The following is a 14,252-nucleotide window of genomic DNA, read 5'->3' on the forward strand; positions in this document are numbered from 1 at the left end:
CCTTCAGTTCCGCGGCAGCCCGATTGCCTGGCTGATCACAGCGTCGAACTGGCGGTCGCCAAGCAGGGCGCGCGCCGCAATCAGGGGTTTGGCGCCGAAGCCCATCGCATAGCGGGTCTTGGGCTTCTCGGCGGTCACGGCCTTCCCGATCGCGTCCGCCACCACCGACGGCGGCGAGTTCCGGTTCCCCGTTGATTCCGCCCTCAACGTCCGGGCGACAGCCTCCGCCTGCCCTGCATAAGGTCCGTGCCCGGAGGTAGCCTCAAGGTTGTCCGCAGCAATGCCGCCCCACTCGGTGGCGATGCTGCCGGGCTCAATCACCACCACATCGATGCCGAAGGGCTTGACCTCCAAACGGAGGCAGTCACTGAGCGCCTCAAGGGCGAACTTCGTCCCGTGATACCAGCCGCCCAACGGGGTATAGATCTTGCCGCCCATCGAGGTGACGTTCACGATGGTGCCCGAACCCTGCCCGCGCATGTGCGGCAGGACCAGCTGCGCCAGCCGGATCGCGCCGATGACGTTGACCTCGAACTGCCGGCGCCCCTCGTCGATGGGGACGTCCTCCAGCGCGCCGTACGAGCCGTAGCCGGCGTTGTTGACCAGGACGTCAATGCGGCCCGTATCGGCGATGATCTGCCCAATGCCCGCGCTCATCGATGCATCGTCGGTCACGTCCATGGCAAGCGGCCGTATGCCGTCGGCCGCCAGTCCCTGCAGCCGGTCCGTGCGCCGCGCCGCCCCGTACACGGTGTAGCCGAGGCCCTGCAGCTTCCGGACAGTGGTCTCTCCGATTCCTGAGGATGCTCCTGTAACAAGTGCCGTCTTGGTGGTCATGCCCCTAACCTAGGGCGGATCCGCCCCAGGTGGCCAGAGCCTCCGCAAGCCCCGCATCCGTTCCCTCGCCCACCCAGGCGACGTATCCGTCCGGCCGGACCAGGACGGCGGCAGGAGCGGGAACCTTCCCCAGCACCGGCAGCTCCCACGGCCCGCCGTACTGGGCATCCACCAGCTTCACCTTCTCCGGCCGCGGGAGGTTGTCGAAAAGGCCCGGCGCCCCAAAATTCAGCAGCAGCGGCCTCGCCTCGTGCAGCAGAGCATAGGCGGTCAGCGCGCCATCCGCAGTGGCAAGGTCGACGTCGGGCATCCGGCGTCCGAGCAGCGGGTGGCCCTCGCCAAGGTCGTAATGGACGTCCAGGCCGGACTGCATCCCGGCGAACCGCCTGCGTGGCTCCTCCATACCGAGCAACTCGGATATCACTTCGCCGGCTGCCTTGATCCTTGGATCCGGGCGCCGGAGGGCGCTCTGTGCCATGGTGTTGCGCAGCACCCGGGCCGCCACGGGGTGGCGCTCCGCCTGGTAAGTGTCCAGGAGGGTCTCCGGGGCAGTCCCGTTGACCACCTGCCCCAGCTTCCAGCCCAGGTTCACCGCATCCTGCACTCCGATGTTCAGGCCCTGCCCGCCGTCCGGGGCATGGACGTGCGCTGCGTCGCCGGCCAGCAGGATCCGGCCCGCGCGGTACGCCGCAGCCTGCCGCGTCATGTCGGTGAAGCGGGAAATCCAAGTGGGGCTGTGGACCCCGTAATCGGTGCCGCAGACGGCAATCAGCGCCGCCTTGAGATCCGCCAGGGTGGGCTCGGCGGACGACCCCACGTGCTCCTCGGTCACCATCACCCCCACCGGCCCGCTCTCCGCGTAGACCACCTTGCCGTCCACGATCTCGTACTCCCGCCGGCCAAAGGAGTGGATCCCGAAACGATTCTGGTGCACACCGAATTCAGGATCGCCGGTCATCTCCACCTCCGCGATGAGCGCGCTGGTGGTGGGATCCCAGCCGGGGAACCCTATTCCCGCCGCCTTGCGCACGAGGCTCCGGCCGCCGTCGCACCCCACTGCGTAGTCTCCCCGCAGGGTCCCGCCGTCCTTGAGGTAAAGGTTGACGCCGGCACCGTCCTGCGCGAGGCTTGTCACCTCTTGGCCGCGGTAGATCGGCACGGCCAGCTCGGCCACCCAGCCGGCCAGGATGCGTTCGATGTGGTTCTGCCACAGCCCCAGGCCGTAGGGATGGCGGGTGGGAAAGTCGCTGATGTCCAGGCGCGTCATCGCGAACCCTGCCACCTGGGCCACCTGCCCCTCAGCCAGGAACCGGCCCGCGATGCCGCGCTGGTCCAGGACTTCGATGGTTCGTGAATGCAGGCCGCCCGCCCGCGCACCTGCCAGGTCCTGGCTGGGGCGCCGCTCCACAATGGCTGCATCAACCCCCGCGAGCGCGAGCTCTCCTGCCAGCATCAACCCCGCGGGGCCGCCACCCACAATCAGTACCGCGTGCTCCTTCATCGCACTTGCTCCCGTTCTCCCGGTTGAGGCCTCTGCGATTATCCGGCCCCTGTGGGCCCTTGCGGCAAGCCCCATCCGGGGCGATACATTGGAAATGGAAGGAGTGCGGGCAAGGTGCCAGGTCAGCACAGGTCCCAAACGCCGCGCCAGGGCAGGTTCACTCTGTGAGTCCCGGTGCCTAGACTTTTGGGCATGAGCGAAAACCAGGAAACCATCGGCAGCCCCACACCCGAGCCGGACGCGGGCTTGAACCGGGACCCTGAGGACTGGGTCACAGGAGATGAGCCTATGACCGCGGCGCAGCGCAGCTACCTCGATACGCTCGCGCGCGAGGCAGGGGAAGAACTGCCGGCTGATCTCAGCAAGGCGGAAGCGTCCAAGCACATTGACCGCCTGCAGCAGCGCAGCGGAAGAGTGTCAGGCAACGGTTCCGGCAACGCCGGAGAAGAGTAAAGGCGCCTTCCGCAAGGAAGGCGCCTTTAGGCTTACCAGGCCTGGTGTTCGCGGGTCAGGCCGAAGGGAACGGCCTCGCTGAGCGCCACGGTGAACTTGTCCACACCGTGGCGGGTGACCAGGATGCCGTGCCGCTTCTCGGCCAGGGCGTGGGCCTTGGCGGCCGTGACGGCGGCATCGAGCTCGCTGTCCATGCTCTGGCGGTCGGCAACGGTGAGGGTCAGTGGGAAGTTCATGGGTCTAGCCTTTGTGTGTTGGGGGTAGGGGGTCATATCTAACACCTGCGCTCCCCAAGGCTGCAGACGAAGTTGGGCACCTTTGTGCCCAGTTCATAATGCCGGAGTAATCGATCACCAGCAACTTGAAAAATCAAGTAATAAGTCTCCGCAGGTCAAAAGCGTGGCGGCTTGAGGGTGGGTCGGGCAATTACGGGCGCCAAAGCACCGTGAATTAGAGTTGGACAGGAGTGGAAGCTGTTTCCGGACGGCTCCGATGCCCCTGAACCAGCCATGCGGCAGAACCCAGCCACCAGCACAACACCACACGTGTGCCACGACCTGACAAGGATCCCGCCATTTCCACGGACGCTTTCTTCGGCAATCTCACCCGGATCCGCAACGTCATCCTTCCCGAGCCCGCCCGGAACCTGCTGAACACCGGCCGCGGACTGCTGGGCGGCTTCATCGTGGTGCACCTGGTCTTCCTGGTCTTCGCCGCCTCCCTCTCACTCCGCGGTGAAGCGTTCAGCGATACCTTCATCTACCGCGACTGGGCCATGGCGGGCTTCGACGACGCCAACCTGACCGGCGGCCCCAGCCCCTGGGTCTACCCCATCCTGGCGCTGATCCCTATGGCAATCGCCGGGATCGCGGGGCCGGGACCGTTCTTCTTCCTTTGGGTCCTGATGACCACCCTGCTCAACGGCTGGGCCCTGCTGAAGCTGACCAACCGCGGCCGCGACCAAAACGCTATCCCCGCGGGCTGGTGGTGGCTGGCGTTCACCTTCCTGATGGGCTGGCTGGGCTTCGCCCGAGTGGACGGCCTCACCGCACCGCTGGTCCTGGTGGCCCTCGCCTACGGTGTGGCCCGGCCCTTCATCGCCTCCATCCTTCTGGCCATCGGCACCTGGGTGAAGGTCTGGCCTGCGGCCATCATGCTGGCGCTGTTCGCCGTGGTCCGGAACCGGATCCTGGTGGTCCTTGCCGGAATCACGACGACGGCGGGCGTCATTGCGCTGGCAGCAGCAGTCGGCAGCGTTCCCAAGTTGCTGAACTTCCTCACCCAGCAGGGCGACCGCGGCATGCAGCTTGAGGCCACCTTTACCACGCCCTGGCTCTGGCTGTCCGTCCTGAACGTGGGCGGCTCCCGGATGTACATGAACACGGACATCAACTCCATGCAGGTGGACGGACCCGGCACCGCCCTGATGTCCGTGCTGATGCAGCCCCTCCTGGTCCTGGCCGCACTGCTGGTGGCCGGGCTGACGTTCTGGGCGCTGCACAACGGAAAAATCAGCGGCGGCGTGGACCGCACCGAGCTGCTCCTCGCCGGTGCACTCACCCTCGCCACGGCGTTTGTGGTCTTCAACAAGGTGGGGTCCCCGCAGTTCATGGTGTGGCTGGCCCCGGCTGTCGCCGTCGGGCTGGCCCACAGCTGGCGGGAATGGCAGGTGCCGGCTGCCATGCTGATCACCATCGCCACCGCCACCTACTTCATTTACCCGCTGTTCTACGACGCCCTCAGCCACAACAACCCGTGGATGGCGCTGGTGCTGACCATCCGCAACGTCCTGCTGGTGGTGCTGTTCCTCTGGAGCGTCCGGCGCCTCTACCTGCTGGGCAAGAAGACCCCCGCAGCCGCTCCCGCGCTGAAGGAGTCCTAAGATTTCCCCGAAGTTCTTTGACCGCCTGGTGACGCTCCGCACCAGAGTCCTCCCGGCCAAGGTGGTGGACTGGTTCGCCCGCCCGTCCAGCGTCTGGTGGGGCTTCGCCGTCGTCCATCTCTACTTCCTGGGCTGGATGGCGTCCTTTTTTCTCAATGGCGATACCTTCAGCGACACCGAGCAGTACCGCCAATGGGCCCAGGACGGCTACAACCCGCAGGACCTCAACGGCAAAATCAGCCCCTGGGTGTACCCGGTGCTGGCCCAGCTCCCCATCTTCCTCGCGAACATCGCCGGGCCAAGCGTGTACCTGCTCGTGTGGTTCCTGATCATCACAGCCCTCAACGCGGTGGGGCTGGCTTTCCTGACGCGCGGGCCGCGGAAGGTGAGCGGCATCGCGCCCGCCTGGTGGTGGCTGTTCTTCACCGTGTTTATGGGCTACCTCAGCTTTGCGCGGGTGGAGGGCATCACCGCCCCCATCGTGCTGATCGCGCTGCTGTATGCGGCCCAACGGCCTGTGGTGGCCGGTGTCCTGCTCAGCATCGCCACCTGGATCAAGGTATGGCCGGCGGCCGTGCTGGTGCCCATTGTGATTGCCAGCCGGAAGCGGATCCAGGTGGTCCTCGCCGGCGTCGCGGTGACTGCCGTGGTGGCGCTGGGAACGTGGCTGTCCGGCGGTCTGCGGCACATCCTGGACTTCCTCCTGAACCAGGGAGAGCGGGGCATGCAGCTGGAGGCCACCTTCTCCACGCCATGGGTGTGGCTGAGTGTCTTCAACATCGCGGGTTCGAAGATGGCGGACAACACCGCCATCAACTCCACCGAGGTCTACGGCCCGGGCGCCGGCACGGCAGCGTTCCTGATGCAGCCCCTGCTGATCCTCGCGGCGGTGGGAGCCGCCATCCTGCTGGTCCGTGCGTTGAACCGCGGCGCGGAGCGGGAGGAGCTGTTCCTTGAAGGTTCGCTCATGATGGTCACCGCGTTCATTGTGTTCAACAAGGTGGGGTCCCCGCAGTTCATCATCTGGCTGGCGCCGGTGATCATCGCCGGCCTCACGCATGACTGGAACAGGTGGAAGGTCCCGGCGGCCCTGCTGATGGGTATCGCCATCACCACGTTCGTGATCTACCCGCTCTTCTACACTCCGCTCATCCACGCCCACCCGGTGATGGCCGCGATCCTTACCACCCGCAATGTGCTCCTGGTGGTGCTGTTGTGGTGGTCCGTAAAACGGACGGCGGAACTGGGCCGGAAGCCTGCCGCGGTGCCCGCAGGCGCCTAGTCCGCGGCCCGGGCCCGGTCATCCAGGCCCCGGTCAGTTGCTGCGCGACGCCTGGAATTTTTCCCACCGGTCCAGGCTCCAGTTCCAGCCCCGCTTGGCAAGGTCCCACGGCTTGGCTTCGATAAGCAGCTTTCGTGTATGCACGTCGAGGAATAGAAGGTAGAACGTGAATGCCAGGGCGGTAATGAATGCCAGCGAGGAGGCGTCGATGGGCAGTTCCACGAAGGACCATACCGAGAGCTGGTCCTGCGCCCCGAACACCACAAAGAACGTCACGGCCACGTAGAAGGACCTGATCTGCCAGTCGTCGCGGATGCCGGTGACGGCCAGGAACGGGATGAACCAAAGGATGTACCAGGGCTGGATGATGGGTGAGAGCATCACCACGGCGGTGAACGCCAGGGCCATCCGCCGCACCGCCCGCGAGTAGTCGCCGCGGAACATCAGCAGCAGGACCAGCCCGATGGCGGCATACTTCATGCCGGTCCGCAGCAGGGTGGCGAAGGTGCCGCCGGGCAGCCCCAGCACGTTGGCCAGGAACTCCACCTGCTGGCCGAGGAAGCCCGAGGGCGAGTAGCCGGTGTAGCCGGGGGTGGGGTCCATGATGGCCCAGGTCCAGCCTAGTCCGAGGTTGTACGGAATCCCGCTCACAGCCAGGACGCTGAAGCTGATTCCCGCCGTCGCACCCCAGATCAGGAACTTGCGCGGCCAGGAGGCGGACGGGCCGGCCCACATCACCCCGATGAACGGCAGCAGGAGCACCGTAATGGGTTTGATGCCGATGGACGCCGTGACCAGGAGGATGCCCAGCAGGTAGCGGCGCGTGGCGGCGAAGTAGACCCCGGCGACGGCCAGCCCCACCATCAGTGCGTCGTTGTGGGCGCTGGCGATGAAGCTGATCAGGAACAGGGGGTTTGCCACGGCGATCCACAGTGCCCGCGCCCCGTTGATGCCGTGCAGTTCCGCGAGTTTGGGCACGTAGATCACGCAGAGCAGGACACCCACGCCGGCCAGGAGGCGGAAGAGCAGCACGGACGCGTCCGGCTGGGCGCCAGTCAGCCCGACGACGGCACGCGCCAGCCAGAGGAAGTACGGGCCGTAGGGGGTCCTGTTTTCGGCCCAGGCGGGATCCGCGCCGAGCGCAAACCAGTTGTTGAGCGTGGAGATGCCCACCTGGTACGGGTTCTGGCCTTCCATCACCAGCCTGCCCTGGCCGGTATAGGCGTAGACGTCACGGGAGAAGACCGGCACACAAAAGAGGAGCGGCAGGGACCAGGCGGAGATGGCAATGACAACCCACCGCAACGAGGAGGCGCCCCAGTCGGCAAGGCGCTGCCCCAGCCGGAGCCACGAGCGCATCAGCACCATGGCGCCCACCGTCAGCAGCACCGTGGACACCGTGACGCCCCAGCCCTCGGTGCGCAGTGCGATGACAATGGGCTGGCGGATCATGGGCGAACCGTTGGCGATCCAGCCGGTGCCGATCGAGCCCACGAACATCATCAGGGCGCCGAGGAATCCTTCAATGGTTGCCACGTAGGCCCGGCGCTTGGCAGGCTCGGCCACCGCAGTAGCCGGCGAGCCCGGCTGGCTTGCCGACGTCCCGGGGGGTGCACCGCCTGCCGTCATGTCTGTTGGTCCCCTACTTCGTTACGGCGCTGGCTGCACCAGCGAAAAGGCCGCCCTGCAACCTGGCTATTTTATCAGCCGCGATTCCGCCTGCCCCCGGATGACGTCCCCCTCTCCCATAGGGGTAATCTTGAACCCGCAGCCGAAAGTCACCCGGCGCATCCCCTTTCCACCCCCTGGAGCCGCTCCTTGGCTGTCGCCGACCGCCCCCGCCCTCTTCGGCAACCGATCACGGTTCGCACAGCCCTCCGCTCGCCACGGCAGCTTTCCCGCGAAGTCCTGGCGGGAATGGTCACTACCTTGGCATTGGTCCCGGAAGTAATCTCCTTCTCGATCGTTGCCGGGGTTGATCCCATGGTGAGCCTTGTGGCCTCCATCGTGCTGGCCCTGGCCATGTCGATCCTTGGCGGCCGGCCCGGGATGGTGACGGCCGCAGCAGGCTCTGTCGCCTTGGTGATCGCCCCGCTCGTGCATGAGCATGGTGTCCAGTATGTTTTGCCGGCGGTGCTCCTGGCCGGTGTGATCCAGGTGGTCTTTGGACTGGCGGGGCTGGCACGCCTGATGCGGTTCATTCCGCGGTCGGTGATGATCGGATTCGTCAACGCCCTGGGTGTGCTGATCTTCGTAGCGCAGGTGCCCCACGTCCTCAACGTCCCCTGGCCCGCCTACATCCTGTTCGCCCTGACACTGGCCATTATTTTCATCCTTCCTCGGTTCACCAAGGTGGTCCCGTCGCCGCTGGTGGCCATCGTCGTCGTCACTGCGATTGTTATCGTCGCCGGCGTCGCAGTACCGAACGTTTCGGACGAGGGCCCGCTCACCGGCCAGATGCCGGGCATCACCCCTTTCCAGGTTCCGCTGACCCTCGAAACCTTCCAACTGGTTTTGCCCACTGCGCTGAGCGTGGCGTTCGTCGGCCTCATGGAGACCCTCCTCACGGCGAAACTCGTCGATGACATCACGGACACGCCGTCGCACAAGGGCCGCGAGTCCTGGGGCTTGGGCGTCTCGAATATCCTTGCCGGCTTCTACGGCGGCATCGCCGGCTGCGCGATGATCGGCCAGACCGTCCTGAATGTGAAGACCGGCCAGGCGCGGACCCGGATTTCGACAATCGTGGCGGGGCTTTTCCTGCTGGCGCTTGTGACCGGGCTCAGCCCGGTCATGGACCAGATCCCCATGGTGGCCCTTGCCGCGGTCATGATGGTGGTTGCTGTCACCACCGTCGACTGGCACAGCGTCAAGCCGTCCACCCTGAAAAGGATGCCCCTGCCGGAGACAATCGTCATGGTTGTCACCGTGGCCGTAGTGGTCCTCACCGGAAACCTCGCCTATGGCGTCCTCGTCGGCGTCGTGCTCGCGATGGTCCTGTTTGCTCGCCGGGTGGCACACGTCATCAGCGTTGACCGTACAGTTGCCGGCGACGGCGAAAGCGTGCACTACGACGTGGTGGGGCCGCTGTTCTTCGGGAGCAGCAATGACCTCGTGGAGCATTTCGCCTACGCCGACGACCCGGAGACGGTGACCATCGATTTGAGCCGCGCGCAGATCTGGGATGCTTCTACTGTCGCAGCCCTGGATTCGATCGAAACGAAATACGAGGCGCACGGGGCCACTGTGACCATCCGGGGGCTTGATGAGCGCAGCAGCGGCTTCCACCGCCGCCTCAGCGGACACTTGGGTGCTTGACCCGGCTGCTTGACCGGCCTAGCGCATCCCATCACTGCGGGCTGTACGGTTCCTGCCCAGTGACTTGGCCAGGTACAAGGCCCCGTCCGCGGCGGCGATGAGGACCTCCACGTCTGTAGTGCCGGCGTCGTAGGTGGAAATTCCGTAGCTCGCGGTAGGCATTTCCATCCCGTCCATTGCCGGGGCCGCGGCCAGGCGCCGGCTGATCTCCTCGGCAATGTTTTCTGCCCGCTCCGCGTTGGTCCCGGGCAGGAAGAGGACAAACTCTTCGCCGCCGTACCGCCCCACCAGGTCGGTGGACCGGACAGTGGCGGTGCACGCATCGGCGAAGGACTGCAGAGCGAGGTCGCCCGCGGCATGGCCGTAGGTATCGTTGACGGACTTAAAGTGGTCCAGGTCGGCCAGGATCAGGGTGCCCGAACCGCGCGTGGTGCTGTGGTCCGCCAACTGCTCGGCCGCCAGGTCCAGGAAGGCCTTCCGGTTGAGCAGCCCGGTGAGGTCGTCACGGGAGGCCACCACGCGCAGTGCCCTGGTCTGCTGTTCGCTGCTCAGCGCGGCCATGCTGAACGAGACCACCACCAGCAGCACCATGGTCACCATGGTGGTCACCGCGGAACCAAAGAACGTGACGAACGTAGGCCCGTGCTGGCCTTCCACCAGGAACGCCAGCCAGCGCAGGAAGTAGAAGGCGGAGAGGCCGCCGGCCGCCACGGCCATGGGAATCCGCACACGCGAATATCCCGGTTCCAGGCGCCACAGTTCGTGGGACGCAAGCCCGATGGTCAGGCTCATGGCACCCAGGAAGACGGGACCGCCGGACCAGGTGTTGGTGGCGGGGTTGTCCAGGACGGAAGCAACCAGGGTGACTAGCGGAATCCCCGTGAAGGCCCATTTAAGGGGCGGGACGGTCCGCAGCGAACGCGCACCTGCCCAGACCGCCACGCCGCCGTGGACCAGCAGGACGTTGCCCACCGGATTGGCCCAGACCTGGTGCGGTGTGCCATCCAGCAGGAAGCACGCGGATCCGGCGAGGAAAAACACCAGGGCCAGGCACCACCAGCCGCTGTACGGCGAGCGCGTGATCCGGTACGCGGAGAAGTAAAAGAGGAACACCAGAACCAGGGCCATCAGCCCGAACGCGATTCTCAGGGTCGCGGTATCCAGAACCATGTAACCGAAGTCCCCCCGATGCGGAAAAGCGTGCTGCCCCAAGTATTGCACCGGGTCCGCGGGCCTGTCAGGAGAACCGCGGCGGGGCGTGCAGGGCCTAAAGTTGTCTGATAGCCCGCAGGACCATCCCGAAAGGCAGAACCGTGCTCCTTCTCTTCGGTTTCAAGACAGTGCTTAAAGCCCTGCCCGGCAAGCCCGCCACGTGCCGGAACTGCGGATCCTTCGTCCACCACCACCTGGAGGAGCGGGCCACCAAGTTCACGCTGTTCTTCATCCCGGTGTTCACCACCTCGCGGTCGTACCGCATCACGTGCACCAACTGCGGCTTCGTCTCGGGCATCTCAGCCCGGCAGCGGCGGGCGCTGGAGCAGCGCCGCTAAACAAACCTCTGGCGGATCAGGCAAGCCACAGCTACAGTAAGACCCGGACCCGATACCGGTCCCCGCTGCTGGAGAGGGAGGTGTTTTTGATGACTGTCACTGTCGCTCGCCCTGAGCGCTCCGCACCCATCACTCAAACCCTTTCCCTGCACCGCACCTTCGCCGCCTGACCAGCGGAGCGCCGAACACCAAGGCCGTCAGTGGCCGGTGCGCAGGGGCATACCCCGAGGTATCACAGTGAACACTTTCGCCTACGGCTACACCGCCGCCGTCGCCCAACATTTCGAAAACCATCCCCTCCCGCAAGCCAACGGGCGCGGCCGGGTGGTCCGCGTGGACCGCAACCTGCTGCTCGTGGCGGTCGGGACGGACCTTCTGCACCTGCCCTACCCGCTGACGGGGGAGTCGGCGGTCACCGGTGACTGGGTGTGGATCGGTCCCAACCGGGCCGGCGAGCGCCAGATCCTTGGCGTCCTCCCGCGCCGTTCGGAACTCAGCCGCAAGCGGGCCTTCGAGGACTCCTCGGCGGCGCAGGTCCTGGCCGCCAACATGGACATGGTGGGCGTGGTGGTGCCGGTGGACCGGCCCCTCACGCACAACCGGCTCGAGCGCACCCTCGTCGCCGCGTGGGATTCCGGCGCCACTCCCCTGGTGATCATCACCAAGGCGGACCTCGCCGCGGTGGCGGACGACGTCGTCGGCAAAGTCATCCTGCAGGCGGCAGGCGTGGACGTGGTCACCACCTCGGCGGAGAACGGTGACGGCATCGACGAACTCCTGGCGCACATCCCGGCGGGCGGAACTATCGTCCTGCTGGGGCCGTCCGGCGCCGGCAAGTCAACGCTGATCAATGCCTTGGTGGGGCGTGACGTCCAGGACACCGGCGAAGTGCGGGCCGGGGATTTCAAAGGCAAGCACACCACCACATCCCGAGAATTGGTGCCGCTTCCCAACGGGACAGTCCTGATGGATACGCCCGGTGTGCGCGGTTTCGGACTGTTCGACGCCGAGGACGGGATCGGCGAGATGTTCGGCGACGTCGAGGTGCTTTCTACCCGGTGCAGGTTCTCCGACTGCGCGCATCAGGGCGAGCCCGGCTGCGCCGTGCAGGCCGCGATCGCCGACGGCGTGCTGGAGGAGCGCCGCTGGCACAACTACCTGAAACTCCAGCGCGAACTGGCTGCCCTGGCGCGCCGAAGTGATGCCGCGGCCCAGCGCGCCTACCAGCGGGAATGGCACCAGAAGGTGGTGTCCGCCGGGAAGTCCCAGCGGTGGGCCGAGCGCGCGACGGCCGAAAGGAAGGAAAGCTCCGGAACTAAAGGACGGGCGGGAAAGCGTCGCTGAACGCGCATTCAGTTTGTCAGTCCCGACAGGTAGGGTGCGGTCATGGACATCATCCTGGTTCCCGGTTTCTGGTTGGACGCTTCCTCCTGGGCGGAGGTGACGCCCGTATTGGACTCCGCGGGCCACCGGACGCATCCGCTCACCCTTCCCGGCCTGGAGTCCGTTGACGCCCGCCGGGCCGGGATCGGCCTGCGGCAGCATATTGATGCCGTGGTTGCCGCCGTCGACTCCCTGGAAGGCAGGGTTGTGCTCGTTGGTCATTCGGGTGGAGGCGCCATCATCCACGGCGCCCTTGATGCCCGGCCAAACAGGGTGGAGCGCGCCATCTATGTGGACAGCGGACCCCTGGGTGAAGGGGGCGTCATCAATGATGAACTGCCTGCCGACGGCGACGACGTTCCGCTGCCGCCCTGGGAGGCCTTCGAGGACGCCGACCTGGTGGACCTCGACGACGGGCTCCGTGCGCACTTCCGTGCAAGGGCCATCCCCCAGCCGAAGGGGGTTGCCTACGACCGGCAGCACCTGAGTGACGAGCGGCGTTACGACGTGTCCGCCACTGTCATCGCCTGCGAGTTTCCGTCCTCGATGCTGAAGGAGTGGATTGCCGGCGGCCACCCCTTTGTTGCCGAACTGGCCCGGATGCGCGACGTCGAGTACGTGGACCTTCCCACCGGGCATTGGCCGCAGTTCACCAAGCCGGCTGAACTGGGACGCGCCATCCTTGCGGCAGTGGAACGTACGGCCTGACGCTGATTTCTTCCGGCCTCCCCAATCCACCCCCTACTACCCGCCCGTAGCGTAGCGCCGCGATTTGCAGTAGGAGCATACTGAAAACGCCGCCCAACTCGATGGAGGATTCCCCGTCCCGGCGGCCCATCACCGGCAGGCCCCGGGGAAATCTGTCGGCATCCTGGCGAAGGTGGGGACCTGGATTCCCATGCTGTTCGCCTCCCTTGGAAGAACACATCGGTCTCAGAGGGGCAGAAGATTAACAATGAATCGCACCAAGACGGGGCTCCTGTCGATGGCGGCCGCTGCGGCGCTTGCCGTGGGACTTGCCCCCGGAGCCGCGGTGGCGCATGGCGGGTCCGGGCACGGTGGCTCGGACAAGAGCGACGACTGGCGGAATAATGACGATCAGCGCCGGCTGGTCAGAGTCCTGCGCCACGTTACCGACAACTATCGCTGGCTGGAGAACGCGGAGGCGGACGGCTACAAGAAGATCACCGAATGCATCGAGAATCCCGGCGTGGGGGCGATGGGATTCCACTACGCGAAGCAGGAACTGATCGATGACAAGACCCAGGCCCGCAAGCCTGAGGTTCTGGTCTACATGCCCAATGAGTACGGGCGGTACAAACTGGTGGCCGTCGAGTTTATCTCCACTGCGGCCCACCGGCCTTCGATTGCCGGCCTCAAGTTCGAGGACGGGCCGTTCCCCAATTCCTTCGCACTCCACGCCTGGGTGTGGAAGGACAACCCGGACGGCATGTTCGCAGCCTTCAACCCGGACCATGAGTGCCCGAAGAAGTAACCAGCCCGGCGCTCCTGCCCCTCGCGGGCAGGAGCGCTTTCCTGTCCGTTCCCATCGTTATTGTCGGCCCTCCGCTGTACACTCAATCTATCGAACATATATTCGAATAAGGGTGTGTTGTGGGCGTTATTATCGGTCCCCGTGTGATAGATGCGGGACTCTCTTTGCAGTTGGCCTGGCTGTCCCCGGTGACGGTGGCGGCAGGGTATCCCTCGCCTGCCCAGGACTACTTCGACGGCCGGATAGACCTGAATGCGCACCTGATCAAGGACATCACCAGCACCTTCGTGGTCCGGGTTACCGGCGACTCAATGGAGCGGGCCGGGATCAGCGACGGGGACGAACTCATCGTCAACCGGGCCCTCGAGCCACGGGACGGCTCGGTGGTAGTGGCCGTGCTGGACGGGGAGCTGACGGTCAAGAGGCTGCGGATCACTGCCCGGGGCGTGGTGCTGCAGGCCGAAAACCCCAGGTACCCGGACATCCGGGTCTCCGCCTTGAGCGAGCTGACCATCTGGGGTGTGGCCACCAGGTGCCTGCACCATGTGTAA

General features: G+C 65.7%; 14 protein-coding genes. 9 read left to right on the plus strand and 5 right to left on the minus strand.

Features of this window, described 5'->3' with window-relative positions; translation table 11 throughout:
* Positions 1-3 precede the first annotated feature (3 nt).
* A complete protein-coding gene (locus ARTSIC4J27_RS20475) occupies positions 4-837 on the minus strand; it encodes an oxidoreductase (protein WP_050057057.1) in 834 nt (277 codons plus the stop codon).
* Positions 838-841: 4 nt separating this feature from the next.
* The gene (locus ARTSIC4J27_RS20480) at positions 842-2,338 is read right to left on the minus strand and encodes an FAD-dependent monooxygenase (protein ID WP_050057058.1); all 1,497 of its coding nucleotides are present in this window, start codon (positions 2,336-2,338) and stop codon (positions 842-844) included.
* A gap of 192 nt (positions 2,339-2,530) precedes the next feature.
* Between ARTSIC4J27_RS20480 and ARTSIC4J27_RS20485 the strand changes: the two genes are divergently transcribed.
* Positions 2,531-2,791: a DUF3072 domain-containing protein gene (locus tag ARTSIC4J27_RS20485; protein WP_050057059.1), complete on the plus strand. Its 261-nt coding sequence runs from the start codon at positions 2,531-2,533 to the stop codon at positions 2,789-2,791.
* A gap of 32 nt (positions 2,792-2,823) precedes the next feature.
* On the opposite strand, the gene ARTSIC4J27_RS20490 is transcribed toward ARTSIC4J27_RS20485, so the two are convergent.
* Complete coding sequence (locus tag ARTSIC4J27_RS20490; RefSeq protein ID WP_050057060.1) at positions 2,824-3,027, minus strand: hypothetical protein; 204 nt, start codon at positions 3,025-3,027, stop codon at positions 2,824-2,826.
* Positions 3,028-3,338: 311 nt separating this feature from the next.
* On the opposite strand from ARTSIC4J27_RS20490, the gene ARTSIC4J27_RS20495 reads away from it, so the two are divergent.
* Both ARTSIC4J27_RS20495 and ARTSIC4J27_RS20500 read left to right on the plus strand, forming a co-directional pair.
* Complete coding sequence (locus tag ARTSIC4J27_RS20495) at positions 3,339-4,673, plus strand: glycosyltransferase family 87 protein (protein ID WP_083435577.1); 1,335 nt, start codon at positions 3,339-3,341, stop codon at positions 4,671-4,673.
* 28 nt (positions 4,674-4,701) lie between these two features.
* Positions 4,702-5,955 carry a glycosyltransferase 87 family protein gene (locus ARTSIC4J27_RS20500; RefSeq protein ID WP_050057061.1) on the plus strand — a complete coding sequence of 418 codons (1,254 nt, stop codon included), beginning with the start codon at positions 4,702-4,704 and terminating at the stop codon, positions 5,953-5,955.
* Positions 5,956-5,988: 33 nt separating this feature from the next.
* On the opposite strand, the gene mptB is transcribed toward ARTSIC4J27_RS20500, so the two are convergent.
* A complete protein-coding gene (gene mptB / locus ARTSIC4J27_RS20505; protein ID WP_050057062.1) occupies positions 5,989-7,584 on the minus strand; it encodes a polyprenol phosphomannose-dependent alpha 1,6 mannosyltransferase MptB in 1,596 nt (531 codons plus the stop codon).
* 288 nt (positions 7,585-7,872) lie between these two features.
* Between mptB and ARTSIC4J27_RS20510 the strand changes: the two genes are divergently transcribed.
* Positions 7,873-9,273: a SulP family inorganic anion transporter gene (locus ARTSIC4J27_RS20510; RefSeq protein ID WP_235436800.1), complete on the plus strand. Its 1,401-nt coding sequence runs from the start codon at positions 7,873-7,875 to the stop codon at positions 9,271-9,273.
* 18 nt (positions 9,274-9,291) lie between these two features.
* On the opposite strand, the gene ARTSIC4J27_RS20515 is transcribed toward ARTSIC4J27_RS20510, so the two are convergent.
* Positions 9,292-10,443: a GGDEF domain-containing protein gene (locus ARTSIC4J27_RS20515; RefSeq protein WP_050057064.1), complete on the minus strand. Its 1,152-nt coding sequence runs from the start codon at positions 10,441-10,443 to the stop codon at positions 9,292-9,294.
* A gap of 143 nt (positions 10,444-10,586) precedes the next feature.
* Between ARTSIC4J27_RS20515 and ARTSIC4J27_RS20520 the strand changes: the two genes are divergently transcribed.
* The 5 genes from ARTSIC4J27_RS20520 (at position 10,587) to ARTSIC4J27_RS20540 (ending at position 14,252) form a co-directional block, all read left to right on the plus strand.
* Entirely contained in the window at positions 10,587-10,823 is a 237-nt protein-coding gene (locus ARTSIC4J27_RS20520) for a zinc-ribbon domain-containing protein (RefSeq protein WP_050057065.1), read from the plus strand.
* 237 nt (positions 10,824-11,060) lie between these two features.
* On the plus strand, positions 11,061-12,167 hold the full coding sequence (gene rsgA / locus ARTSIC4J27_RS20525; protein ID WP_235436802.1) for a ribosome small subunit-dependent GTPase A: 1,107 nt from the start codon (positions 11,061-11,063) through the stop codon (positions 12,165-12,167).
* Between the two features lie 42 nt (positions 12,168-12,209).
* Complete coding sequence (locus tag ARTSIC4J27_RS20530; RefSeq protein ID WP_050057067.1) at positions 12,210-12,914, plus strand: alpha/beta fold hydrolase; 705 nt, start codon at positions 12,210-12,212, stop codon at positions 12,912-12,914.
* A gap of 247 nt (positions 12,915-13,161) precedes the next feature.
* The gene (locus ARTSIC4J27_RS20535) at positions 13,162-13,701 is read left to right on the plus strand and encodes a hypothetical protein (protein WP_050057068.1); all 540 of its coding nucleotides are present in this window, start codon (positions 13,162-13,164) and stop codon (positions 13,699-13,701) included.
* A 119-nt stretch (positions 13,702-13,820) separates the two neighbouring features.
* A complete protein-coding gene (locus ARTSIC4J27_RS20540) occupies positions 13,821-14,252 on the plus strand; it encodes a LexA family protein (protein ID WP_050057069.1) in 432 nt (143 codons plus the stop codon).

Source organism: Pseudarthrobacter siccitolerans, from assembly GCF_001046895.1.
GTDB classification, from domain to species: domain Bacteria; phylum Actinomycetota; class Actinomycetes; order Actinomycetales; family Micrococcaceae; genus Arthrobacter; species Arthrobacter siccitolerans.